This is a genomic window from Streptomyces sp. NBRC 109706, assembly GCF_000974485.1.
Taxonomy (GTDB): domain Bacteria; phylum Actinomycetota; class Actinomycetes; order Streptomycetales; family Streptomycetaceae; genus Streptomyces.
The window spans coordinates 259,209-280,790 of sequence record NZ_BBOM01000011.1; the positions used below are offsets into that span (position 1 = coordinate 259,209).

At 70.6% G+C, this 21,582-nt stretch carries 32 protein-coding genes and 1 pseudogene; 8 read left to right on the top strand and 25 right to left on the bottom strand.

The window, feature by feature from the left end; genetic code table 11:
- Positions 1 to 15: 15 nt before the first annotated feature.
- The 23 genes from AOM46_RS26040 to AOM46_RS26145 all read right to left on the bottom strand — a co-directional run bounded on the left by AOM46_RS26040 (position 16) and on the right by AOM46_RS26145 (position 15,511).
- A complete protein-coding gene (locus AOM46_RS26040; RefSeq protein WP_062215754.1) occupies positions 16 to 2,064 on the bottom strand; it encodes a phage portal protein in 2,049 nt (682 codons plus the stop codon).
- Positions 2,065 to 2,077: 13 nt separating this feature from the next.
- Positions 2,078 to 3,838, bottom strand: a complete 1,761-nt coding sequence (locus tag AOM46_RS26045; RefSeq protein WP_234314009.1) for a terminase large subunit — start codon at positions 3,836 to 3,838, stop codon at positions 2,078 to 2,080.
- Positions 3,839 to 3,850: 12 nt separating this feature from the next.
- On the bottom strand, positions 3,851 to 4,315 hold the full coding sequence (locus AOM46_RS26050) for a P27 family phage terminase small subunit (RefSeq protein WP_062215757.1): 465 nt from the start codon (positions 4,313 to 4,315) through the stop codon (positions 3,851 to 3,853).
- 526 nt (positions 4,316 to 4,841) lie between these two features.
- Complete coding sequence (locus AOM46_RS26055; RefSeq protein ID WP_158920651.1) at positions 4,842 to 5,189, bottom strand: hypothetical protein; 348 nt, start codon at positions 5,187 to 5,189, stop codon at positions 4,842 to 4,844.
- Between the two features lie 596 nt (positions 5,190 to 5,785).
- A complete protein-coding gene (locus tag AOM46_RS26065; RefSeq protein ID WP_107080183.1) occupies positions 5,786 to 6,208 on the bottom strand; it encodes a DUF3307 domain-containing protein in 423 nt (140 codons plus the stop codon).
- Positions 6,208 to 6,411 (bottom strand): hypothetical protein, encoded by a 204-nt coding sequence (locus tag AOM46_RS26070; protein WP_062215765.1) that lies wholly within the window; start codon positions 6,409 to 6,411, stop codon positions 6,208 to 6,210. Before AOM46_RS26070 ends, AOM46_RS26065 begins: the two co-directional genes overlap by 1 nt.
- A complete protein-coding gene (locus AOM46_RS26075) occupies positions 6,411 to 6,929 on the bottom strand; it encodes a hypothetical protein (protein ID WP_062215767.1) in 519 nt (172 codons plus the stop codon). Before AOM46_RS26075 ends, AOM46_RS26070 begins: the two co-directional genes overlap by 1 nt.
- 88 nt (positions 6,930 to 7,017) lie before the next feature.
- Entirely contained in the window at positions 7,018 to 7,422 is a 405-nt protein-coding gene (locus AOM46_RS26080) for a hypothetical protein (RefSeq protein WP_062215770.1), read from the bottom strand.
- Between the two features lie 35 nt (positions 7,423 to 7,457).
- A complete protein-coding gene (locus tag AOM46_RS26085; protein WP_062215772.1) occupies positions 7,458 to 7,775 on the bottom strand; it encodes a hypothetical protein in 318 nt (105 codons plus the stop codon).
- Between the two features lie 212 nt (positions 7,776 to 7,987).
- On the bottom strand, positions 7,988 to 10,321 hold the full coding sequence (locus AOM46_RS26090; protein WP_062215774.1) for a hypothetical protein: 2,334 nt from the start codon (positions 10,319 to 10,321) through the stop codon (positions 7,988 to 7,990).
- Entirely contained in the window at positions 10,318 to 11,520 is a 1,203-nt protein-coding gene (locus AOM46_RS26095) for a DUF2637 domain-containing protein (protein WP_062215776.1), read from the bottom strand. Before AOM46_RS26095 ends, AOM46_RS26090 begins: the two co-directional genes overlap by 4 nt.
- Entirely contained in the window at positions 11,517 to 11,741 is a 225-nt protein-coding gene (locus AOM46_RS26100; RefSeq protein ID WP_062215778.1) for a hypothetical protein, read from the bottom strand. The genes AOM46_RS26095 and AOM46_RS26100 overlap by 4 nt, the downstream gene beginning before the upstream one ends.
- A 19-nt stretch (positions 11,742 to 11,760) precedes the next feature.
- The gene (locus AOM46_RS26105; protein WP_062215779.1) at positions 11,761 to 11,988 is read right to left on the bottom strand and encodes a hypothetical protein; all 228 of its coding nucleotides are present in this window, start codon (positions 11,986 to 11,988) and stop codon (positions 11,761 to 11,763) included.
- A gap of 241 nt (positions 11,989 to 12,229) precedes the next feature.
- Positions 12,230 to 12,781, bottom strand: coding sequence for a hypothetical protein (locus AOM46_RS26110; protein WP_158920654.1), 552 nt, complete (start codon positions 12,779 to 12,781; stop codon positions 12,230 to 12,232).
- Positions 12,782 to 12,878: 97 nt separating this feature from the next.
- Positions 12,879 to 13,055, bottom strand: coding sequence for a hypothetical protein (locus AOM46_RS34275; RefSeq protein ID WP_158920657.1), 177 nt, complete (start codon positions 13,053 to 13,055; stop codon positions 12,879 to 12,881).
- A gap of 10 nt (positions 13,056 to 13,065) precedes the next feature.
- A complete protein-coding gene (locus AOM46_RS26115) occupies positions 13,066 to 13,518 on the bottom strand; it encodes a hypothetical protein (RefSeq protein ID WP_062215783.1) in 453 nt (150 codons plus the stop codon).
- Entirely contained in the window at positions 13,518 to 13,769 is a 252-nt protein-coding gene (locus tag AOM46_RS26120) for a hypothetical protein (RefSeq protein ID WP_062215785.1), read from the bottom strand. Before AOM46_RS26120 ends, AOM46_RS26115 begins: the two co-directional genes overlap by 1 nt.
- 86 nt (positions 13,770 to 13,855) lie before the next feature.
- Positions 13,856 to 14,035, bottom strand: coding sequence for a hypothetical protein (locus AOM46_RS26125; RefSeq protein WP_062215787.1), 180 nt, complete (start codon positions 14,033 to 14,035; stop codon positions 13,856 to 13,858).
- A complete protein-coding gene (locus AOM46_RS34280; RefSeq protein ID WP_158920660.1) occupies positions 14,032 to 14,172 on the bottom strand; it encodes a hypothetical protein in 141 nt (46 codons plus the stop codon). The genes AOM46_RS26125 and AOM46_RS34280 overlap by 4 nt, the downstream gene beginning before the upstream one ends.
- Positions 14,169 to 14,606, bottom strand: a complete 438-nt coding sequence (locus AOM46_RS26130) for a hypothetical protein (protein WP_158920663.1) — start codon at positions 14,604 to 14,606, stop codon at positions 14,169 to 14,171. The genes AOM46_RS34280 and AOM46_RS26130 overlap by 4 nt, the downstream gene beginning before the upstream one ends.
- Positions 14,606 to 14,923 (bottom strand): hypothetical protein, encoded by a 318-nt coding sequence (locus AOM46_RS26135; protein ID WP_062215791.1) that lies wholly within the window; start codon positions 14,921 to 14,923, stop codon positions 14,606 to 14,608. Before AOM46_RS26135 ends, AOM46_RS26130 begins: the two co-directional genes overlap by 1 nt.
- Positions 14,920 to 15,195, bottom strand: a complete 276-nt coding sequence (locus tag AOM46_RS26140; protein WP_062215793.1) for a hypothetical protein — start codon at positions 15,193 to 15,195, stop codon at positions 14,920 to 14,922. Before AOM46_RS26140 ends, AOM46_RS26135 begins: the two co-directional genes overlap by 4 nt.
- A 94-nt stretch (positions 15,196 to 15,289) precedes the next feature.
- Positions 15,290 to 15,511, bottom strand: coding sequence for a helix-turn-helix domain-containing protein (locus AOM46_RS26145; protein ID WP_062215795.1), 222 nt, complete (start codon positions 15,509 to 15,511; stop codon positions 15,290 to 15,292).
- Positions 15,512 to 15,681: 170 nt separating this feature from the next.
- On the opposite strand from AOM46_RS26145, the gene AOM46_RS26150 reads away from it, so the two are divergent.
- The 5 genes from AOM46_RS26150 (at position 15,682) to AOM46_RS26170 (ending at position 19,250) form a co-directional block, all read left to right on the top strand.
- Positions 15,682 to 16,206 carry a UTRA domain-containing protein gene (locus AOM46_RS26150; protein WP_062215797.1) on the top strand — a complete coding sequence of 175 codons (525 nt, stop codon included), beginning with the start codon at positions 15,682 to 15,684 and terminating at the stop codon, positions 16,204 to 16,206.
- On the top strand, positions 16,203 to 16,973 hold the full coding sequence (locus AOM46_RS26155) for a GntR family transcriptional regulator (protein ID WP_062215799.1): 771 nt from the start codon (positions 16,203 to 16,205) through the stop codon (positions 16,971 to 16,973). The genes AOM46_RS26150 and AOM46_RS26155 overlap by 4 nt, the downstream gene beginning before the upstream one ends.
- Before the next feature lie 154 nt (positions 16,974 to 17,127).
- Positions 17,128 to 17,634, top strand: coding sequence for a GIY-YIG nuclease family protein (locus AOM46_RS26160; RefSeq protein ID WP_062215801.1), 507 nt, complete (start codon positions 17,128 to 17,130; stop codon positions 17,632 to 17,634).
- A 615-nt stretch (positions 17,635 to 18,249) separates the two neighbouring features.
- The gene (locus AOM46_RS26165; protein WP_062215803.1) at positions 18,250 to 18,480 is read left to right on the top strand and encodes a hypothetical protein; all 231 of its coding nucleotides are present in this window, start codon (positions 18,250 to 18,252) and stop codon (positions 18,478 to 18,480) included.
- A 38-nt stretch (positions 18,481 to 18,518) separates the two neighbouring features.
- The gene (locus tag AOM46_RS26170) at positions 18,519 to 19,250 is read left to right on the top strand and encodes a Bro-N domain-containing protein (RefSeq protein ID WP_199824065.1); all 732 of its coding nucleotides are present in this window, start codon (positions 18,519 to 18,521) and stop codon (positions 19,248 to 19,250) included.
- A gap of 53 nt (positions 19,251 to 19,303) precedes the next feature.
- Here AOM46_RS26170 and AOM46_RS26175 read toward each other — a convergent pair whose 3' ends face one another.
- Positions 19,304 to 19,702, bottom strand: a complete 399-nt coding sequence (locus AOM46_RS26175) for a hypothetical protein (RefSeq protein ID WP_062215807.1) — start codon at positions 19,700 to 19,702, stop codon at positions 19,304 to 19,306.
- A 126-nt stretch (positions 19,703 to 19,828) separates the two neighbouring features.
- Positions 19,829 to 20,359 (bottom strand): hypothetical protein, encoded by a 531-nt coding sequence (locus tag AOM46_RS26180; RefSeq protein WP_062215809.1) that lies wholly within the window; start codon positions 20,357 to 20,359, stop codon positions 19,829 to 19,831.
- A gap of 169 nt (positions 20,360 to 20,528) precedes the next feature.
- Here AOM46_RS26180 and AOM46_RS26185 point away from each other — a divergent pair, with 169 nt between their 5' ends.
- The 3 genes and pseudogenes from AOM46_RS26185 to AOM46_RS26195 form a co-directional block, all read left to right on the top strand.
- Positions 20,529 to 20,864: a hypothetical protein gene (locus AOM46_RS26185; protein ID WP_062215811.1), complete on the top strand. Its 336-nt coding sequence runs from the start codon at positions 20,529 to 20,531 to the stop codon at positions 20,862 to 20,864.
- The gene (locus AOM46_RS26190) at positions 20,861 to 21,103 is read left to right on the top strand and encodes a hypothetical protein (protein WP_062215813.1); all 243 of its coding nucleotides are present in this window, start codon (positions 20,861 to 20,863) and stop codon (positions 21,101 to 21,103) included. Before AOM46_RS26185 ends, AOM46_RS26190 begins: the two co-directional genes overlap by 4 nt.
- A gap of 144 nt (positions 21,104 to 21,247) precedes the next feature.
- Positions 21,248 to 21,397: pseudogene (locus AOM46_RS26195) on the top strand (peptidase C39 family protein); the annotation flags it as partial.
- Positions 21,398 to 21,582: the final 185 nt, after the last annotated feature.

A 21,582-nucleotide genomic window follows, 5' to 3' on the forward strand; every position in this document is an offset into this window, starting at 1 on the left:
ATGCCCCTCCCGGGCTCAGAACTCGAATGCCACTTCGACAGCGCACTTGCAGCCGGCGCGCTGCGCGTCATCCAGCGAGCTGTCCGCCGGCCAGCGGGCGCCGTTGGAGAACCGGTCGTCCAGCGGCACGGTCTCGCCGTCCATCCGCCGGTGCGCCGGCCTTGGGTTGGTGGACTGCACGCGCCACGTCTTCGTTGGTTCGCCTCCGGCGCCGCGCGCCGCCTCGGTCTGCCCGAACCCGCTCATCGCGGTGACCTGGCTGGCGGCGATCTCCGGCACCCGCGACCCGGCCGCCGCCGCGAGCGCGCCGGCCAGGCGCTCCTCTGGCGGTACCGGCTGCCCTTCGTCGTCGGTTCGGCCGGTGTCCTCCAGCGCCTCGTCGGCCTCGGCGATCGTCGCGCCGACGATGCCCTCGGCGACGCCGGCGGCCATCGCGGTCAGCCACGCGACTGTGGCCTCGGCGTTGTAGTCCTCCGGCGGCAGGCCGATCTGCTCCAGCAGGGCCTCGGCTGCCGCAGTCGATGTCGCGAGCCCGAGTTGGAGGAGGAGGTCAGCGAGGGACTGCTGCCACGCCTCGCGGTCCACGTAGTCCTCAACCTGCTTGACGCGGACCGGGCCGCGCTTCGCCGCGCCGTACCCGGCGAGCACCGCCGCCTCGAAGTCGCCGAACCAGCGTGCGAGTCGGCGCTCATACTGCTGCTCGTAGGTGTCGGCCCGCACCGGCCGCGCCCGGATCGGCGCCTTCACCGCTTTTCCCCGCACCACCCCGCTCGTCTCACGCGGCAGAGGGTCGGCTGTCGGGTCCGGAGGCGGGGCCGAGTCCTGCGGCGACGCCTGTCCGCCGACCAGCACGTTCAGCGGTGTCACCAACTCGGCGGCATCGCCGCCGATCGCGGGCATGTTCTGCTTCGCGCGCGCCTCGTCGGCCGTCATCCACGGCCGCCCAACCGCGCCCTGGAAGGCCGCCGCCTGCTCCTCCGGGGAGCCGCGCAACTTCGCCTCGACGGGGAACTCGACGTAGTGGTCGGCCGGTTCGCCGAGCATGGGTAGCAGGAAGGCGTTGATGCGGTCCTGGAGCATCGTCAGCCACGGGCCGAGCGAGTCGCCGTACAGCGACCGGCGGAACTCGCGCACGTTGCTGTAGTTCGCGTTGTCCAGGACGCCGACCATCGTGGGGTTGACCTGGTAGGTGCTGGCCACTGTCGTGAGCGACAGCGTGGCGGCTGCGACGAACTCGTCCTCGCGCGCGCTGAAGCTGGCCTTGACGAGCTTCATGCCGTCTTCGAGGATCGCCGTCCCGCCGGCCTCCGGGCCCGAGCCCGTGTAGCTCGACTGCCACTCCTTGCGGAACCGCTCCTTCCCCTTCGAGCCCCAGGCTGGTGCGTCCATCGGCCGCTCGATCACCGCCGCGACCCTGCCGCCGCGCTGCCACACCTGCTCGCGGTAGGTGTACGCGTGGATCTGCTCCGACAGGATCAGCTTCAACGCGCGCACCGGCGAGCTGCCCGAACTCGGGTCGCCCGGGTCCCAGCCGTGGAACGTGACCATCTGGGCGGCCGGGATCACGATCGGCTCCGTCGCGGCGGGCGGGCGCACCACCCACTCGCCCGGGGCGAACACCGTGCCTCCCAGACCCTGCACGACCCACGCCGTCGGGATCTGCCGCAGCACCCAGCCCGTGTCCGCCGAGGCGTCCCGCGACACCCACCAGAACGCCCTGTCGTGCAGCGCCATGTCGGCGACCGTCGCGTAGACCAGCTCGTAGGTCGTCTGATCCGGGTTCGGCCGACGCAGCAGTGATGCCGCCGGCGAGGTGGTCACCCGGCGCCGGTCGGTGTCCGACACCCGGTCGTGGGTGTGCAGCCCGAGCTGGGCCACGTTCCGGGCGATGAAGTCCACCACGGTCCGCAGGTGGGGCTGGGTCCGCCACAGCTCGGACGGGTCCTGCCCCAGTACGTGCGTCAGGTCCAGCGGCTGCCAGCCGAACTCGGGCCGCGCCCACGAACTTCGGGTGGGACGACTACCCCACCACGCCGCCGCCTTGAACCGCTGCCAGAGGCCCACCGAGCACCCCCTGTCAGCCGGCGATCGCGTCGCCGTCCTCGTCCCAGTCGTCGTCCTCGTCGTAGGCGCTACGCCTGAGCGGCTTCCGGTTCCGCGCCCGGTCCAGCGCCATGATCAAGCTGACGACGCCATCGATCTTGTCGGCCGACGACTTCTTGTCCGGCTTCACGTTGAGCGAGGGGTCGGTAGCGACCGCCAGATTGTCGATCATCCAGCGCATTGGCGGGTTGCCGCCGTGCTCCAGCAGCGGCGCCTCCGGCGTCCCCTGCCGTAGCAGCCGCGCCAGTTCCTTCAGCGGCGGCGACATGGACCGGTAGCCCTGCCTCATCTCCACCATAGGCGCCTCGTCGCTGACGAGATCCGTGATGAGCTGGGTCGAGTTCCACGGGTCGTAGGCGATCTCCTGCACGTTGAACCACGCGCGGTCGGCGTTGATCGCTTCGCGGATGTGGCCGTAGTCCATGACGTCGCCGTCGGTCACGGTCAACCAGCCCTGCCGCACCCACACGTCCACGGCGCCGGCCGTCCGGTCCCGCAGCGCCGCCAGGTTCGCCTCCGGCGTCCACAGCCGCCACAGCGCCCGGTACCCCTCGATCCCCGAGGCGGGCGCCCCGTTCGGGAAGATCCAGCACAGCGCGGACAGGTCGCTCGTCGCGGCGAGGTCCAGCCCGCCGTAGCACTCGGCCCGCCGTAGCTGCGCCCGGTCCACCATGCCGGCGTTCCGGTCCCATTCCTCCAACGAGATGTACTTCGTCTCCTGCTTCGTGCGGATGCCGAGCCGCAGCCGCAGGAACGAGGCCAGCTCGATGGGGTTCTGCCGGGCCTTCGCCGCGGCCTTCTCCATGCTCTCCATCGTCGGCGAGTCACCCGCTGCCAGGCCCGGGTTGGCCTTCAGCCAGGTCTCCGGGGCGAACGGGTCGTCGCCCTTCTCTGCGGCGAAGACGACGCCGTAGAAGGTCGGATCGACCAAGGCGCCGCGGGCCAGCTTCTCCGCGTACTCCCGCAGCTCCGCATAAGGGCTGAACGGGGCGCCGGAGTCGGCCGTCGTGGCGTACATGATGAGCGGCTGCTCACGGGCTCCCGTGCCGGTCTCCACCGCCTCGATCAGGTCGCGCGTCTTGTGCAGGTGCACCTCGTCCACGAACGCCGCGTGCGGGCTGGTGCCGTGCATCGCGTCGCCCGCGCTCGACATCACGCTGAAGAACGAGCCGCTGCGCGGGTGGAGGATCTTGTCCTTCAGCGGCTTCACGTGCCCCTTGAGGTCTGGGGCGTGCGTGGCCAGCAGGCGCACCGGATCGAAGCACAGCCGCGCCTGATCCTTGCGGGTGGCCAGCGCGAAGACTTGGGCGCCCGGCTCGGCATCGGCGCAGGTCAGGTAGATGCACTGGCCGCCGCCGATCGTGGTCTTCGCGTTCTTCCGGGGGATGTCCAGGTACTGGGTCTGGATGATCCGCACCATCCGGCCGTCGCCGTCCGCCGTCGGCCGCACCCAGCCGTAGGTGGGGCCGATCAGGTAGGCGATCTGCCAGGCCCGCAGGGTGATGGGCCGGCCCGCCCACTTCCCCTGCGTGTGCCTCAGCCGGCGGAACGCATCCACCACCCTGTCGACCCTCGCCGGGTCGAACACGGCGCCAGCCACGTCGCGCGGCTCCGGCGTCTTCCACCGCGGTGGGCAGTTCGGCAGCTCGTAGCCGCGGTCCAGCAGGTACCAGGCGACCTCGGGGCTGAGCTTCAGCTTGTCGAGGACCCGCTTCCCGGGGACCTTCACCGTCACCGCCGTCACCCCCTATGCGAAGGGGTTCGCCTCCCCGCCTTCTTCCTTCGCCGGCATCCGAGCGCGCGCCGCGAACGACATCCCCAACTGCTTGGCGTACTCCAGGAACAGCTGGGACTGCGACCGCATCTCGGCGCCGGCCGGGTTCTTCTTCGCCGTCCCGCCGTGCGCCGGGTCGTCCAGCACGACCTCGCCGCCGGCCAACGCGTTGCCGGCCTGGCGGGCCGCGAGGAAGTGCCTCAGGGCCAGCTCGATGGTCGGGCCGTCGGCAGGAGTCAGGAGCCCGGCGCGGTCGAGCTGGGGGACGATCGCGTCCCAGAGCGCGACCAACTCCGGGTCGTCGTCGGGGAACCCGGGTGGCTTCGGCGGGGCCGAGGCATCCACGCGCTCGGCCACCGTGCCGGCCGCCTGCTCGCCGGTCGGGACCGCCTTCAGGTGCTTCGGGATCTTCAGGGGGCCACGTGCACCCACGGTCACGTCACCACCCGTCACAAAAGCAGGAAACCGCCAGCGGTAGAGCGCTCACCACCTGGGCGGTCTCCGGTATGTCCGATTTGAGCGATGCGAACGCCCCTACCCTCTGTCAGCCCAGCCACCTGGAGAGGATCGAGCAGTCCACCTGTCGTGGCAGCCCTTACACAAGCCGCGCCCGTACTGCGGATCGTGATCGTCCAGACCGGCCGCCCGGAGGGTCCGCTTTCCCCGGGGCCAGTGGTCGGCCACGGTGCTGAGCTGGTCGCAGTCGCCTGGCTCGTGGAGCAGCGCGCCGTGGTTGCGGCACTCCTGGTCGCAGGTGCACGTCTCGTCCCGCGCGAGGACGGCAGTCCTGAACCTGCCGCGATGGCGTCGGCCGTAGCCCCGTTGGTGGGCTGAGCCGCGGGCCCGGTCGACCCCCCGAGTATCCCGGGGGGTGCACTCGGGGCAGGGCCCGGGGGGTATCGATTGGCGGCACCCGAGGCACACGCGGGGCGGGCGAGACGGCACGCTCACCCCCCGAGCTGGGTCAGTTCCCGCCCGGGTCCGGGCAGTTCATGGTCGTATCCACCTCGGGCCAGTCGGCTCGGCAGACGATGACGGCCGCGTCCTCGCTTCGCACGACCTGCACGGTGACGGCGGTTGGCCCGTCGATGCTGTCGGCGTAGTCGCGGATCGCGGCCTCAGCCGTGTCCACCGTGGCGTCGGGCATGAGGAGTTCGGCCTCGCCGATCCCCCCATCGGGCAGTTCCTCGTTCAGGACGCTGTACTCGGCGGCGGCCCGGTCGCCAGCCTCGGAGTCGTCGTCGCTGCTGGAGCAGGCGGAGAGGGCTAGGGCGGCGGTCACGGTGGCCAGTACGGCAGTGCGGGTTCTCATGCCGGGCAGCTTCTCGCACCTGCCCGCCCGCCGTCCGGCGAGTGATCGTTCCGTGACGGTGGTTGCGCCGCCCGGTGCCCGCCGGGCGGCGCGTCCCCACTCCACCCGCCTCGGGTAGTCTGTCCCGCCGCCCGGTCGCCGCGCGCTCCACGACCACCCTGGCGTCGTGCTCGCTGCCGTGGGGCCCGTGGAGGAGGCTCTTCACCCCATCGCCGGGCGGCGGGAGTTTCGGCCCTGCACGGCCGCCCGTGCAGGGCTGTCTATGCGGCGCGCTGGCGAGGTCGGTAGCCGGCTGCGGCGGCGCGCACGTCGGGCAGGGCATACATGGTGCGGTAGCCGTGGCCCTGGCCAGACGGCCGGCCGTCGCCGGGGTATCGCCGGACGCGCCCGCGGCTGGCCCAGGATCGGATGACCTGCTCAGGAACCCCGACCTCGGCGGCGGCTTCGTGGCCGTAGACCAGCTCGTCTGGGTAGGGCGGCTCCTGGGTCACGGTCACCCCCTGCATGACGAAACCCCCGCGCGGTGGCGGGGGTTTCGGTGGCTCGCGACGCACGGGTGGCGTCCGCGAGCAGTGTGACATGTCGGTGATCGCTGGTCAAGCGGCGAGCGCGACGGCTGCGATGACGAGCACCAGCAGGTGCGCGGCCTGGTCGACGTGGGCCGCACCGCCGTGCCGCAGGAACTCCTTCTGGCCGGTGTGCTCCAGCCACCAGACGACGGGCCAACGCCGGTCGATCAGGCTGTGCGTCACCCCGATCCAGGCGAGGGCGAGCATGCCCCCGGCCGGGCTGATGTCGGCGCCGAGGACCACGACACCGGCGAGCAGGGCGATCCCGCACACCAGGACGTGCGTCCCAGCGTGGATCAGGTTGGCGCCCCACCCGTGGTGGTGCAGGCCGGGGTTGGGGTCCTCGGGCCCCTCCGTCCAGCCGGCCTTGCGGCCCGCCAGCCGGTCGGTCTGCAGCGGGTAGTCGGCCAGTAGGTGGGCGACGAAGAGCAGGACGAACAGATCGGCCATCACACCTCCCACTGCTCGCCGCGGCGGCTCCTGACGTGCCGCCAGGGCAACAGCTCGGTCGCACCGAGGACACCCTCGGCCCAGGCCGCAGCCTGCTCAATATCGGCATTGATGTCGGAGGTGAACGGCGCGTGGTGGCCGACGACTACGCCGCCGACGGTGAGCACCCAGCGGTCAGCGTCCCGCACGAGGGTGCGCGCCATCAGATGCCCTCCATCCGCGCATTGGCGGCGGCGGTCCGGAGCAGGTTGAGCACCTGATCGCGCGTGCGCCACCGGCAGTCCTGCCACTGCCAGTAGGTGGCGCCGCCGCCGAGTTGGCGGTTGAGCCAGTCACCGGCCCGCTCGGTGACTTCACGTGGGTGTCCGAGATGGACGAGGAGGGTTTGGGCGCCGAGGATGCAGACGGCGCCGCGGGCGTCCTGGAGGGTTCGCTGAGCCCAGCCGCGGGTCTGGATTATGTGCGCGGCCAGGTCGAGGTGGTCGGCCACCGTCACCTGCCGTGCAACGGCCCGGTGGCGGCGGATGGCTCGGGCGATGCGGCCGGGCTGGCGGGGCGCGGGCCCGGTGACGATGCCGGCCTGGCGGATCAGATCGTCCACGCGGCCGACCGACGACGGCGGGGCGGCCGGGGCCTGTTGGGTGAGGTACTGCTCAATCCCGGCATGCAGCCGATCGAGATCGGCTCTGCTGACTCGGATATCAAGCAGGGGCGCGGGCATGATGAGGTCTACCTCCGTGCTCGTTGGTGGGTTCGGTGGTGCAGGGGCGCCCCGGTGCTGCCAGGCGAAGGGGGCGCCCCAGGCGGGGCTACCAGATCGAGCGGAACCGGGTGCCGGTGGCCGCATCGGCGACCTGCTGGGCGTGACCGGCGCTCCCGAGGAGCTGGGCCTCCCACTTGTCGCCGTCCTCCTTCATTTCCACCGTGGTCTTCAGATGCCGGATGGCGGGGTGCCCGCGGTCCTCGTAGACCTGGCCGCCGTACTGCTCCCACAGCCCCTCGGGGGTGATGGAGCCGCTCATGAGACCAACCAGGGCGCGGCGGGTGAAGCGGACCTCGGTGACGACACGCAGGCCCCGGTCGGGCCCGCCCACCAACTCGTCAACCACGTAGTAGGGGCGACCGGGCTTAGCGCGGCGACCGAAGTCCTTGGCTTGCTTACGCAGACTGGGAGTGGGCTTGGGCAGCTTCGGGGTCTTGATCTTGAACTTCATGACTTTCTGTCTCCTGTCGGTTTGTGGCTGGGCTGTCAGCGCCAGCGCCAGGGCTGGCGGGTGCGGTGGGCAGTGTCGGCGGCGGTCGCGAGGTCGCGGACGAGCGGCAGATGCCGGCGGGAACTGGGGCGCCACTTCATTCGAGCCTCGGCGGCGTCCAGTGCCCGCGCCGTCGCCCAGGCTTGGCCGGGGGTGAGGTCGAAGTGGCAGCCTCCGGTGCCGCAGACGCCCGCAATCAGCGGATCGAGGGGGGCGAGATGATCAGCGGGCAGCACCCGCTTCAACTCGGCGATCAGGACCTTCATGGCGCCGTAGGACGGCGCGTGGCGGGCATGTTGGATCATCCAGCCCATGTGGGGCTCCTCTCGGGGAGTGGTTTGTTTGTGATGGTTTGTTCGTCCGTATGCGGTCGGTACGCTGAGCTTCGCCGCAGGTCAGAGACGGGATGGAGTCGGTACGGCCAGCGATCCGGTCGGTACGCGTACCGACCACCAGGGGCGGCGTACCGGCATCGTCCCGTCTCTGACCTGCGGGTTTGTGAGGCGTACCGACCCCGTACCGACGGCTATTCCAGGACAATCCCGGCGACGGCCTGAACGTCCGCCCACAGGTAGCCGTTGGCCCGGCCTCCCCTGCTCCACTGCCTCACGGGCAGCTCTCGGCCGGTCCCGGCCAGCGCCTCCTCGATCGCCTTGCGCAACGCCGTCCCGCCAGCGCGGACATAGCCAGCCTGGTCGTCCCCGCCGGCGGCGAGGGCTTCCGGCGACCAGGTCCCCGGCGCCATGTCGGCCAACCGGGGCAGGAGGTCAGCGGTGGCCAGGCGGTCGGCCGGCTTCCCGTCCTCGCCAGCGGCGCGGAACACTGCCACCATCAGCTGGATGACACCCAGCTCCCCGGCGTCGGGAGTCACCGCCGGCTCTCCCGGTCGGCCGCGACCGCCCGGCCCGCCAGCCATTGAGGTGTACCCGGTGTAGGCCACCAGCTCAGCCTCGATCGGATCCGCGAACTGGCCCGGCAACCGGCCCAGTTCGCGGCGGAGCTCCACGCCGGCGTCAATCAACGGCCGCGCGCCGTCGTAGTGTTCGTCCTCGATGAAGAAGCCGCGGATCAACTCCCCGGCGTTCCCATCGATGTCCACGATCGCCGCGCCCGTGAGGGATTCGGGAATGTCGTGGGCGCGCAGGCCGGCGCCCGTGGCGCCGTCCTTCAAAATGGCGTTGGTCTGCGCGGCCCCACCCGTCCGGGTGGAAACCCGAGCGCCGGAGTTGGACTTGTAGCCGCGCGGAATGGTGTTGGCGTCCGGGTCCTGTGTCGAGATCAGCACCGTGATGTTCAGCGCGGCCGCGAACGCCGCAAGGGATTCGAGGAGTTCAGCGATCCGGTCGGCGCACTTCAGGGTGCGCTCCCCCTTGGGGTCGCTCGGGTCGAGGTAGCGCTCCGACGAGTTCGCGTACTGCTTGTATTCGTCGATGATCAGCACTTCGAGCGGGAACTCATCGAGATCCGCCTCGGAGAGCTTCGCGCGGCCCTGGTCCTCCAGGTACTCCTCCCGCCGGTATGCCTCCTCCAACAGCGCCTCCAGTAGGAGGATCAGCCTCTTCGGGCGGCGACCGAAGAACGTGCTGCACACCCGGCCGTAGCCGACGTGTTCGCCCGGTTTCGCGCCAGCGACCAGGCGGATGTTGCAGCGGGGTTCCAGGGCCAGGCCGCAGAGCAGAGAGCGCAGGATCATGCCCTTACCCGTGCGGGACATCCCGCCCAGCAGCGCCATGACGTGCCGCAAACGGAGCGCGATTGGCTGCCGGCGCCGGTTGAAGCCGATCAGGATGCCCCGGTGCCACACGTCCTGACGCACCGCATTGGCCAGCAGCGGGGAGGGGACCGCCTGCTCAAACGGGTCGGTCGACGCCAACCACAGGCGGACCTGTCCGGGGTGCTCACCCTCACGGATGTCCATCCGCAACTTCGGCACCCGGAACGCCTTCGCGACCCTGTCGGACTTGTCCAGCAGGTCAGCGACCGTGGTCTTGCCAGGCAGGGCGAACGTAGCTTCCACAGCGCCCTCACCGGCCGGGGTTGGCAGGCCGACCATCTCGACAGCCTGGCTGTCGGTCAGCAGGCCCGCTGTCCGCAGTGCGGAGGTGATGACCTCCTCGCCCAACAGGGGGCGCGTTGGGGCAGTGGCGACCTGCGCCGGCTGCTCGTCGCGCTCCCCTCCCTCATCGTCACCACCGCCGGTGGGCAGTTGGGGCCGCCCCGTCCCGCCGCCGTTGCTGCTGCCGCTGGCCGCGCCGAGCGACACCGTGCTGTCGCGCCGGGCCTGCTCCCTGCGGCCGGCGACGTAGGCCGCGGTGCCGGTAAGGGCTGCCGCCCCGGCGGGCACGACCAGCCCCACCATCACCGTGGCGACGAGGAGGGCGACCACGGCGGCCCCGCCCGCGCCGAGCCCGGCGAGGGTGGCGTGCTCCCGGTGACGGGCGGCAGCGACGCGCTGACGGCGCGCCCGCAACTCCTCGATCTCCGTGTCCAGCTCACGGCGCCGCTGCGGGTCGACACACAGGCGCAGCTCTTCCTGTGCGAGGCGGATCTGATCGGCGACCTCGCCGGCACGCTCGTAGTCCCAGGCGCGCTGGACTGGCACGGCCACACCGAGGGCGGTCAGGCGGGCGATCGACGTGCCGTGCCGCCATGTCCAGGCGGCGCCCGTGACGGTGGCCGCCTGCCCGAGGCGTTCGCGGACTGTGGGCCTCACCGACGCGTCGGGCAACTGCTCTGCGTGCGGCGCCTCCGGCATCCGGATCGTGCCCACGCTCGTGTCCGCCGGCATGGTCGGGCGGCGGTCCGACAGCTGCACCACGTTCGACGGCTCGACAGCCGTCTGGATCGTCTCGGTCGTCACTGGTCTTCACGCTCCTTCTTCACCGCATCGCGGACGCGGATGATGTACTCGTTGGCGCCGCCGCCGAGGACTTCGCGGACGTTCCGCGCGGAGAGCTTCGAGGTGTCGCCGAGCGCATCGGCGAACTTCCGGACCTTCTCCAGGTCCGCCTCTTCGATGGGCTTCTGCGGGGTCTTCGACGAGGCACGTCCAGACGCCTGCTTCCCTTTACGCCCAAGGGTTTTCGCGGCCTCGGGGGCGCCGCCAGACGGCCCACCGGAGGGACTGCGCAGGGGGATACCGCCCTCGCCGTCGTCGCCCCTCCCAGAGGCGGGGAACACGTCGCGCAGGAACGCCTCGACGGCAAGCGACTCGGGCGTGTGCCCGGCATCGGTAACCGTCTGCTCCACCGCACGGGTAGCGGCGAGCCGGCCCGCGACGACCGCCACGGTCTGACCCAGCGGCGCCCCGGTCACGTCCTGCCACGCCTCGGCCCACGCCTCCTCGCGGTCCACCGTGCCGTAGGGGTGCGCGGTGAGGATCTCCTCGTACCGGGTCCAAACCGGCTTCTCCTTGCGGCGCTTCTTCTCGTGCTTCCGGCGGGCCTTCGCCTCGGCGCGCTGCTGCTTGGTGCGGGCGCCCTTCCCTCGGTGCCGGCCGAGGCTCCGCAGCTCCCAGAACGCCACCCCGCCGTAGGAGGACAGCGCCAGGACGATGACCATCCAGCTGGCGCCGGGGAACATGGCCGGCGCCTTCATCCCGTTGATGCCGGCGGCGATCGAGGCGCAGCCCCACATCGCGATGCGGTGCGGGCCGACCGGCCGGCCGTCGCGCTTCGCCTTCTCGCCGGTGATGGTCGCGACCTGGGCGCCGGACTCCAGCATGATGGCGAGCGCGAGCGCGACCATCAGGGGCGCCCCGGCGCCGATCATCGCCTTCAGCTGGAAGTAGAAGGCCGGACCGATCGAGCACGTCATCGCGACGATCGCCAGGCTGGTGTCCAGGTTCGCCAGCAGGCTGGCGCGGGTGGTGGCCCACCGCTCGCGGCGGTCCTTCCGGCGCTGCTTCTTCTCGCGCTTCTCGTCGGCCTTCTTGGCGCGCTGCCGTTCGTCCTCCTCCTCGCGCCGCTTGCGGGCCAACTCCTCGCGGGCGGCGGCGTCGAGGCGCTTCTGTTCGGCGTCGGCCGCGCGGTCGGCGCGGCGGTCCTCGGCCCAGCTCACCGCACACCCCCCGCCCGGCGCGCCCGCTTGGGCTGCCAGTTGGAGGCGCTCCGCACGCCGCGCCGCAGGATGATCAGTGCGCCTCCGGAGGCGACGACGGGGACGGCGACCACGGCCATGGCAGTCGCCAGCAGCACCACCAGCGGCAGCATCACTCCGTGGATGCTGTCCAGCCGGGTCGCCACCGCGCCAGCCAGCCGGGCCAAATCAGTGGTGGACATGGGGGTCCTCTCTCGGTAGTCAGGCGCGGGTGATGCGGAATTCGGTGACGTGGTGACGACGGCGCTCGGCCTTCATGTCCTGGAGGGCGAGGTCGACGACGTACTTGCGGATCACGGCCTCCGAGGTAGGCCGGTCAAGGGTGACGCGGGTGACTCGGTGGTTGGCGTCCTGGCCGGCCGGGCCGCGCTCGGCCCAGACGATCAGGAAGGACGCCATGTACGTGCCGGGGTTGTAAATCTTCGCCATGAGGGAGTTCCTTTCGGTAGGTATGACGCGTCAGCCGACGCTGTAGCGGAGGGTTCCGACGATGACGTCGCCCGGTTCGGCGACGTCACGCTGTCCCGCGATGTCGCGGGCGATGGCGGCCTTCAGATCGTCCTCGCTGGTGCCGGGCGTCGCGACGGAGGACCCGTAGGCCCTGAACTGGCCCTGAACTGGCCCTGACCGACGATCACGCCCTCGACGGTCCAGAAGTAGCTGAGCAGCATCACCGCACCGCCCTGTCGAGCACGTGCCACAGCCGGTCGGCTCGACCCCACGCAGGGTCGACCACGGTCAGGTAGGTCGCGCCGTCCAGCGCCCGGTAGGCGCGGCGATGCAGGCCCGGCAGCGAGTGCCGCAGGTCCCGACCGGCGAGACGCCGTCCGAACCAGGTCTCGGCGCGGCCGCCGGCACGGGTGACCGGCACCCCGGTGTCCGGGCCGATGCACTCCTCGTCGGACTGCCGCACGACGATCAGGCCCCACCCGTCGGCGACATGAGCGATCTCGTCACACAGCCGGTCGTCAGCGACCCAGCCGTCCACGGCGGCCCGCTGGTCCCACCGGGGCCCGGACTCGCCGGGCTGGCTGCAGTCGGTTGCCCAGCCGGCCCGGTTGAGCCGCGCCAGGTCCGGGACCAGGTCGGTGGTCTCCTCGTCGGGTCGGTCGTAGCCGCCGGGGTGGCCTCCAGGCAGGCGACCCTCCAGCCAGTCGGCCGTCAACCCGGCCAGATCGGGGACGGTGCGGGCCTTCGCCCACCGTCGATCTAGTCGTGTCATGTGCATGATCAGTCCTTGGGTGGTCGTGTCCGTGATCCACTGGCGGATCTCCACCCGCCCCGGGATGCGCCGGGACGCGTGGGCTACCGCCAGACGGTCAGCTGTTGTTGGTGATGATGGAGCCGGTCCCGGTGTGGACTGGGCCGTGCGACTCGCCAATCGCAACGCCGTAGTTGTTGCCGCCGACGATCGGGGCCGCCTTGACATCCCCCTTGACCTCGCCGGCCTGAACCACGGTCTCCGCCGTGGAGCCGTCGATCCTGTTCTCGGGCATCTCGCCCTCCTCAGATGTTCGATGCGGCGGTCTGCCGCAGGTGGGTGTGGGCCTCACGGGCCCGGCCGCCGGCCGCAGCCAGCTCGATCTCGTAGTCCGGGACGGTATTCGGCAGGTCACCGATCGCGACCGCCGCGTCGACCGCCACCTGAGCGGCGGCCACAACCTCGGCGTCGGCAATCAGCAGGACCACGTCATCCAGCGCGTCGAACATGGCGGACCGGGCGGCGTACCGCTCGGCGCGGGCCTCCCGGGAGTCGGCGACCCCCTCCCGCCGGTCCGCGATCTTCAGATACTGCTGAGCGCGATGCGCCCGGACCGCGGCCAGCAGATCCGCCACCAGCCTGCGGTCCCGCTCCCGCGCCGCCCGTCGCAGACCAGACCGGTCCCGCAACCCCTGCGTGAGCGTGGTGATCCCGACGCCGGACAGAGCAGCCAGCGCCGCCACGATCGAGGCGCCCATCACAGCGCCCGGCACGACTTCGCGTGCGACCCGGCCCACGGCAGCAGGGAGTTCACGACGTCCTGGTCTGCGTCGCTGGCAACCTTGTGGCCGAACCGGTCACGGTCCAGCCGGGCCGTCTTCTGCTCGTGGCAGCCGCCGCACCGGGCCTCCGCTACAGCGGAGCGCCACAGCTCGAACTGCCTCAGCTCGACCGTGACGGTGTTCCCGCCAGCGGTGCGGTAGTTGATGGGGCGCAGAGTGTCTCGCATGATGTCCTCTCAGATGGGGGTGGGGGGCGCGCCCCGGGCCGGATCCGATCCGGCGCCATCGCGGCGGGTCCGGGGCTGAGTGATGGTCAGGTGCGGTGGAGACCGCGCAGAACGTGGCCGTGCGGGTCCGCGTGCATCGGGTGGTCCGCGCAGTCGGCGGCCCAGCACTGGTGGGTGTGGCAGGTGCGGCGGTCGTCGGGGTGCATCCCCCGTGCCTCCGCCTCGCCGTCGGCGGCGAGCTGGAGGCCCAGCTCGGCGTCCGTCACCGGGTCTTCTCCAGCGGCGAGGTGCTGGCGGCGACCTGCGCGGCGTGCGCCCGCAGGTCCGCCTCGGCCTGCCGCCGCTGCTCCTCCGCGCGCTTCGCGGCCTCAGCCGCCGCCTCCGCCGGCGTCTGCTCGCTCACCGCGCACCCCCCTGGGGGCCGTGCTCGCGGGCGAACTGGGCGGCGGTGGTCAGCAGCTCGGACACCTCGGCCCAGGTGCGGCCCGTCCGGCGCTCCCACGCGTCCAGGTCCACACCCCAGGTGGCCACCGTCGAGCGGGCCGCCAGCACGATCTCCAGCAGCCGCTCGGCCGCCGACCACAGCGCCAGGTCGCCGCTGGAGACGTCCATCAGCGCGCCGACGATCCCCTCGAACGGCACCGGCTCCCAGCCGACCCGCACCAGATGCTCGCGCGCGCCAGCCAGCAGATCAGCCAACTCCCGGCCCGACAGGATGCCGCCGTCCATGCCCGTCCACAGCCGGGACGCGTCCGCCTCCTCAGCCGCACGCCGCCGCCACCCAGCCGGCGACGACACCGCCGGCCGCACCGCCGTGTACAGGCTCGGGTCGTTCATCACGCACCCCCCGGCCTGGGCAGGGCGCGGCACGACTCGGCGTGCGACTGCGCCCACTCACGGGCCTCCGGAGTCGAGCACCGCCCGCCCTCGTCGAAGTCCGGCTGCAGCCCCGTCCCGAACTCGTCGTGGTACGCAGACCAGCCCCAGTCGACCACGTGTACCGTCGAACAGCCGCTGCACGACGCAGCGGTCTCCGTCGGCTCCGGCTTGCTGTATTGGCCGGACCGTTCAGCCACATCCACAAATCCGCCGCCGACGGTCGCGTAGCGGGCGATGACGCCCGCCGGCCAGTCGGCCGTCCGCTGCCCGCTCACGCCGCCACCTCGTACTGGTCGCCCTCGACGGCCGCGACCAGCTCGGCCACCAACGGCTCCTCGGTCGGGTGCGCGTTGTCGTACCGCTGCGCATGCGCCAACAGCTCGATCTCCCGCGCCAGGTCACCCTGGACCCGCAGGTACTCGGTGAGCAGCTCGGCCCGGTAGGCGCCGTCGGCATCCGCCACCGTGGTGCGGGACCGGGCCGCGCGGGCCAGCTCACTGCTGCCGGCGGCGTCGCCGTCGAACAGCGCGCTTCCACTACGCTTCACGTTGATCTCTCTTTCTCTCGACACGAGTTGGGTTGAGAACGGGGTTGATCACCAGGCCCCCGGGGAGTAGCCGCTCCCCGAGGGCCGCTCCACTTCAAGCCGCCAACACCGGGACGGCGTCAGGGACGGGGGCGGGGGCGGCGAACTCGGTCAGCGCCTCCTCGGGCACTCGGATCGCCCCTCCACCGCGTCGGGCCGCTCCGGCCACCACGGGCCGGCCGTAGCGCACGGCCGGGAGGTGGCCGTCGTTGATCCACCGGTAAACGGTGGCGGGGTGGACTCTCAGACGGTCGGCGACCTCCTTCACACGCAGCATCAGGACTCCTAATCGCAGTTGTCGCGTTCGTGGAGAACCATAAGCGCATGACTATCCAGGTATCAAGCGTGTCGGGTCACGCGAGTCCACGGCGTGGCCGGTTTCTTGGCGCATCAAGGTCTTAAGGTTGAGGTCAGACCGCGGACCGCCGGAGATGAGCAGGAGGCACAATGGCCGAGAAGTGGACCACGTCGTCGGCGGCATACCTGCGTCCCCGCACGCACGGAGAGAGCGACACCTGGACCAGCGCAGCACCCGGACGAAGCGGCCAGCAACTGCTGGCCGTTGACGACGTCGCCCCGCCGCTGGAGGTCGCCAAGCTGTTGGACCTGGCCGCTGGGGACAGCTCGGTAGTGCGGCGGCGGCTGATCCTCCTCGACGGGGAACCGATCGAAATCGCCAGCTCGTACTACCCATCACGGATCGCCGCCGGCACAGCGCTGGCCAGCTCGAAGAAGATCCGTGGCGGGGCGCCGACCGCTCTCGCCGACCTCGGCTACCCGGGCACCCGAGCCGTCGAGTACATCGAGCAGCGGATCGCCAGCGACGAGGAGGGCGCGCTCCTCTGCCTCGCCGCCGGGGCTTCCGTGCTCACGCTCACCCGCACGACCTACTCCGATCACACACCTGTTGAGGCATCGCTCATGGTCATGAAGGCCCCGCGACGCCTCCGCTATGAACTGGAGGTTCAGTGACCACGCCTGAGGAGCGAGCGGACCCGCGTCCGATCGCGGACACCATCGCTCATGAGATCCGTCGGCTGATCATGCTCGGGGAGTGGGAGCCCAGCCGGCGACTCCCCACCACGGAGCAGCTGTGCCGGCAGTTCAGCACCTCCAATGTGACCGTCCAGAGGGCCCTGAAGAAGCTCAAGTCGGAAGGGCTCCTCGTCGGCCACTCCGGGCAGGGCGTCTTCGTCCGCGACAGGGCGCCGATGGAGATCGCCCCCGCCTCCCTGATGACCCCGGCCGCCCCCGGGCGGCCGTACTCGTGGATCAGCGAGGCCGAGAAGCGGTCCCAGAAGGGCAGCAACCGCATCTTGGAGGTCGCGGAGGTCGCGCCCCCGCGGCGAGTCCGCGAAGTGTTCGACCTGGAGGAGGGCGGCCGGGCGCAGCTGAGGAAACGCGTCGGACTGTTGGACAACTCGCCCGCTGAGGTCGTGTGGTCGTACTACCCGCTGGAGTTGGCGCACGGCACCCGCCTTGCCGACCGGCGCAAGATCCCCGGCGGGTCCCCGGCGCTACTGGAGCAGATGGGGTACCCCACGCGCGGCCAGGACGACATCTGGGGAACGCGCTTCGCTACGACGGAGGAGTACCTGCTCCTCGAACTCCCCGGGGAAATCCCGGTCCTGGATCTCTTCCGTGTCGTCTTCAGCGACAACCGGCGTCCGATCGAGGTCACCCTCTTGGTGAAGCCGGGGCACATCTACAAGGCGAGCTATAGCATCACGGCGAACTGACCAGCACCTCTACCAGCCCTCCGCCCATGGACGGAGGGCTGAGTTGTGCCTGGATTCACGCAACCGCTTGATATGGATGCGATTAAGCGGCTACCGTCTTGGCGTCACCCGCTCCACACGGAGCGTGGCGCAGCTTCCTGCGCGAAAGGACGCCATGCCGAGATCCTCCGAGCGCACCGCGCTCTACCGCTTCTACGACGAGCGCGACCGACTACTCTACGTCGGCATCAGCAAGGACCCAGATCAGCGCTGGAGGGAGCACCAACAGCTCAGCCCGTGGAGCCGGCAGATCTCCCGCCGGGAAGTCGAGTGGCTCACCTCGCGCCGGACGGCCGAGGTCGCCGAGGTCGCCGCCATCAAGTCCGAACGGCCGGCTCACAACAACCGCGACAACTTCGAGACGGCCCAGCTGGGCAACGACTGGCCCAGCCTCGCGGGAATCAAGCGCGGGAAGGCCGACGCCCTCGCCGAGCTGATCCGACAGGAGATCCGTTCCGCGCGATGGAGGCCCGGCCAGAAGACGCCCAGCCGCGAGGTGATGGCGGCGGCGGTCGGCGTCAGCTTGAGCACGGCCGAGACCGCCACCGACCGCCTGCTCCGCGAAGGAGTGCTCGTCCATAGAGGTGGCCTCGGCCTCTTCGTCTCACGACGCGCCCCGTAGCCCACGTTGCTCGTCTGCGGTTCGAGTCGGGCGGGTGAGGGGCGGGTTTCGGTCGCCGCCGGCTGGTGTCGACTTCCGCTACGAGCCGTAGGTCGGTTTCGCCGGTTTCCTACCTTCGGCTCGCCTGACCTGCTGCGACAGGGAAAATAGAAGAATGGAAAATGTCCCACATTGCGGCATCTTCTGGTTCGCGACCTGCCGGTGCGGATCATGACCTAGCGTCTGAGATGGCCGGGGGATTTCGGTCAACCCTGGGACGGCCACCAGGGTGACTTGCCGCCCGCGATCAGGGTGCTCTACCGGTTGACATGCTGGCGAAAGCGCGCGGTGGCTGAGGGGCGGATTCGCGTCGGCCTGTCCACTCGCTCTAACGTCTCTGAACAGCACGAACGCCCGGGGCAGTTGGGATGCCCCGGGCGCCGCAAGACCGGTGGACGCCAATCCATCGGATGACCGAGCGGGTGTGTGGCCCGCTGATCGACAAGACCTCAGCAGAGAGGTGTCAAAGTCATGAGTACAGCGACTCATAGAATTAAGCAACCCACCACCCCCGCCCCCGTCGCCCCCACCCCCCACTACTCGTGGTGCGCCGACCACGGCGACCGGTTCCCGACGGTGCACGAGTCGGAGGCCGTCGAGCTGGTGATGCCGGCGGGGTGGCGGGATGGCACGTTCCAGGCCCGGCTGGCGATCGACGATGACTACGCGGACGCGCCGGACGTGATGCTGGTCCTGGACGGGAGCGGCATGTCGGTGCCGGCCGCCGAGGTGGCCACGTTCGCCGACTCGCTGGAGGCGTTCGCGGAGCAGCTGCGGGTGCTGGCTCGGCGGGCGGTCGCCCAGTGAGCGGTGAGCCCCAGGTCTTCGCGTTCGAGGGCGCCGAGGTGCGCACCGTGCTGGTCGACGGCGAGCCGTGGTGGGTGGCCGCCGACGTCCTGAAGGTTCTCACCTTGAAGAACGTCACCGAGGCCCTGCGCGGCCTGGACGAGGATGAGTTCAGTACTACTGAAGTCGTCGATTCGACGGGGCGGCACCAGCCGAACACCTACGTCGTCAACGAGCCGGGGCTGTACTCGTTGATCCTGCGCTCTCGGAAGCCGCAGGCGAAGGCGTTCAAGCGCTGGATCACGCATGAGGTGATTCCGCAGATTCGCCGGACGGGGGCCTATGCTCCTGGCCGGCGGGAGGTGACGGCCGCTGCTGGCCCGTTGCCGTATCGGGAGCAGGCGGAGGTGTTGGCGATCCTGCGGCCGGTGTTGCCGGAGCCCTACGCCGTCGCCACAGGAAAGATCATCATGGCGCGGGTGATGGGCGAGCGGCCGGAGTTGGAGGCGGCGGAGACGCCGTTGTACGCCTCGACGTTCCTCGCGGAGAAGGGCCACAAGCCGAAGACGGTCACGAAGTTCCAGTCGCCGTTCGGTCGGCGAGCGTCGGACCGCTACCTGAAGGTGCACGGCCGCCGGCCGGAGAAGATTCCGGGCCCGGCGGGGTCGCGGATCGACAAGGTGGCGGTGTACTCCGAGGATGACCGGCCGCTGCTGGAGCAGGTGTACAGCGAGATGGTCGAGGTGGTCCGCGCGTTCGAGGATGGCGCGCAGACCGCCATCGGCGCCTGACCGAAGGCGACCTCCGCCCCGGGCCAACTGCCATGGTCCGGGGCGGAGGTGTGTCAACGTGCCTGGTCGTTCGGATGAGCGTCGATCACGATCTCCTGGGGGTGATCACCCTCCAAGGCGCTGGTGATCGAGTCCTTGACATGGGTCGCGATCCCGTTGATCGCCTTAACGTAGTCGACTGGGGCGGCGTCGAAGGTCATCCGGCTGAGGATCGCGGCGAGCGTCCTCCCGGAGACCGGGACGCGAACCCGGCCATCCTCCCCTGCTGAGATTGCCTCCTCGGTGGGAGCGCTGAAGTGCTCCTCCTTCTCGGAACACCGCTCAACGATGAATTGCCAGGTGTCTGGATGGCAGACGAGTACCACCTCCGAGCTACTGGCGGCTTTCGCCAGCAAGTCGACCTTCCGTCGCTGGTAGTCGCTGACCGGACGCTCACGCTTGAACGGCCACATGGTGCCGCGCTCTCCTCTCGTTGGGCCGCTAGTGCGGGCCTGAGGCTGGCGTAGCGGGGGCCGGGGCGGCAACGGGGCGATTTCGAGCGGGAGTCGAAAGGCTGCACCGCCTACGCGGAAGGGGGATCAACCTCGGGATGACCGACCCTCAAGAGCGCGGCGCATCGACTCGCGAAGTTCAACCATCGCCGGAGACTCCTGGAATTCTCTGATCGCGGGGGCTGCGAGGTGTGAGGCGAGGGATTGAGCGGCATCTTCCAGGCTCTTCCCCTCGGGCAAGTTGTAGACCCTGGGGCCGCCGTCCGCCTCCCAGTCGATCCCGGGTGCTGGCGGTTCGTCGCTGCCCGCACGTGCCTGCCTCCACCCCCACTGGGCCGCTTCCTTGACCAGGTTCTCAACAGCTCCCTTGCGGTAGCTGACGCTGTCCTCGGTGCCAGAATCATCCGGTGCGGGGTTCACGACTGCTTCGATGGCCTCCGTGGTGCTCGCGGGGGCGGCTACCTCGCTGGAGATTCCATCCACCCCCGCGCGCCAGTTGCGTTTCAGGACGGCCTCCCGAAACTTCTCGCTGCACACCATGCCGACCGTGAGCACGGTCGCGAGCAGGAGGATGAGCAGGGTCCACTGGGTCTCGACGATGAACTCGGCGACGGTCACGGCGGGCAGTCTTCCAGGTGGGGAACTGCGGTGCGAACTGTCGTGAGGCGGGCTGGCCGGGGCGCGGGAGTCGCCACCGCCCGATGTCTCGATACTGCCCCTTCGTGTTCAGTTGCTGGCCCTGAGTGGTCTACGGTGCTCTTCCTGTCGCCGTTCCGAGGAGCCCGCCGTGTCCGCACCCGTGGCCCGCGTCGTCCCGATCTGGGCGCATCGCCGCTACCGTGGCTCCATGCACCCGACGCTGAAGACCCACGTTGACGGGCAGCTGGTGGAGCTGCCGGGCACGATCGCCGCCGTGCGCAAGTCCCTGCCGGCGGCCGAGCGCGACGAGTTCACCGCCGAGGTGGAGACGACGCCGGCCGACCAGTTGGTGGGCGTGCTGGCCCGCTGGGCGCTGCGCGGTACTGCGGCCGGCGAGGAGGACGAGGCCGTGTTCCGCCGGTTGGAGCGCGGTGACCACTCCGGGGCCGTGCCGGCGGACGACGAGGCGGCCGGCGCCGCGTGACCTACCGCATCGAGTACGCCCCCGCGGCAGCGGCGTCACGGAAGGCCATGGCCCCCGACCTGCGGGCCAGATTCGACGGCGCGATGCGCACCCTCGCGGCCGACCCTTATGGCGGCGGCTCCGCGCCGATCCGGGGTGAGCGGGACCGTCGGGACGTGACGGTCGCCGGGGTCGCGGTGCGGTACTACGTCAGCCGCAGCGTGCTGACGGTCACCGTGGTCAGGATCGTCTTCTACTGACTCCCCAGGGAGTTCTCAGGGAGCCAGGGAGTTCTCAGGGAGTGGAATGGCGAGCAATATGTAGGACCAGAGAGAACCAGATAGCTGGATAGCTGCTGGTCAAGGGTGTGCAGCGGGAATCGTGGCTGGTGGTCGATCCCGAGCCGCCAGTTCGAGAACATCTGGCTGCGGACGCAGCGCTACGACGAGAACGGCCAGGTCAGGGGCGGCACGGGGGGCGTCTGCTACCTGTACTTCCCGGCCAACCCGGCACCGGCCCAACGCAGGGCGCTGCGGCGTCTGGGGCTCTGCTGAACGCGGCCCCGACGAGCGGGGCGCAGCGCGGGTGACCGTGCTGCCCCGGCGTCCCCCTCCCGGTGGGGAACCTGAACGCGTCGCGCGGACGGTGTCACCGAACCGGGAGGGGGGCGCCGCGGTGCGAGGTGACGGGGAGGTCGGGCGGACCGGGGCAGCCGCGTGGGGTCGATGACCACCTGGGC

Bases quoted from the DNA above. Each gene is read 5' to 3' on its own strand.
- AOM46_RS26055 (WP_158920651.1), bottom strand. From the start codon at position 5,189: ATGAGAACCCGCACTGCCGTACTGGCCACCGTGACCGCCGCCCTAGCC.
- AOM46_RS26065 (WP_107080183.1), bottom strand. From the start codon at position 6,208: ATGGCCGATCTGTTCGTCCTGCTCTTCGTCGCCCACCTACTGGCCGAC.
- AOM46_RS26070 (WP_062215765.1), bottom strand. From the start codon at position 6,411: ATGGCGCGCACCCTCGTGCGGGACGCTGACCGCTGGGTGCTCACCGTC.
- AOM46_RS26075 (WP_062215767.1), bottom strand. From the start codon at position 6,929: ATGCCCGCGCCCCTGCTTGATATCCGAGTCAGCAGAGCCGATCTCGAT.
- AOM46_RS26080 (WP_062215770.1), bottom strand. From the start codon at position 7,422: ATGAAGTTCAAGATCAAGACCCCGAAGCTGCCCAAGCCCACTCCCAGT.
- AOM46_RS26085 (WP_062215772.1), bottom strand. From the start codon at position 7,775: ATGGGCTGGATGATCCAACATGCCCGCCACGCGCCGTCCTACGGCGCC.
- AOM46_RS26100 (WP_062215778.1), bottom strand. From the start codon at position 11,741: ATGTCCACCACTGATTTGGCCCGGCTGGCTGGCGCGGTGGCGACCCGG.
- AOM46_RS26105 (WP_062215779.1), bottom strand. From the start codon at position 11,988: ATGGCGAAGATTTACAACCCCGGCACGTACATGGCGTCCTTCCTGATC.
- AOM46_RS26110 (WP_158920654.1), bottom strand. From the start codon at position 12,781: ATGACACGACTAGATCGACGGTGGGCGAAGGCCCGCACCGTCCCCGAT.
- AOM46_RS34275 (WP_158920657.1), bottom strand. From the start codon at position 13,055: ATGCCCGAGAACAGGATCGACGGCTCCACGGCGGAGACCGTGGTTCAG.
- AOM46_RS26115 (WP_062215783.1), bottom strand. From the start codon at position 13,518: ATGGGCGCCTCGATCGTGGCGGCGCTGGCTGCTCTGTCCGGCGTCGGG.
- AOM46_RS26120 (WP_062215785.1), bottom strand. From the start codon at position 13,769: ATGCGAGACACTCTGCGCCCCATCAACTACCGCACCGCTGGCGGGAAC.
- AOM46_RS26130 (WP_158920663.1), bottom strand. From the start codon at position 14,606: ATGAACGACCCGAGCCTGTACACGGCGGTGCGGCCGGCGGTGTCGTCG.
- AOM46_RS26145 (WP_062215795.1), bottom strand. From the start codon at position 15,511: ATGCTGCGTGTGAAGGAGGTCGCCGACCGTCTGAGAGTCCACCCCGCC.
- AOM46_RS26150 (WP_062215797.1), top strand. From the start codon at position 15,682: ATGGCCGAGAAGTGGACCACGTCGTCGGCGGCATACCTGCGTCCCCGC.
- AOM46_RS26160 (WP_062215801.1), top strand. From the start codon at position 17,128: ATGCCGAGATCCTCCGAGCGCACCGCGCTCTACCGCTTCTACGACGAG.
- AOM46_RS26175 (WP_062215807.1), bottom strand. From the start codon at position 19,702: ATGTGGCCGTTCAAGCGTGAGCGTCCGGTCAGCGACTACCAGCGACGG.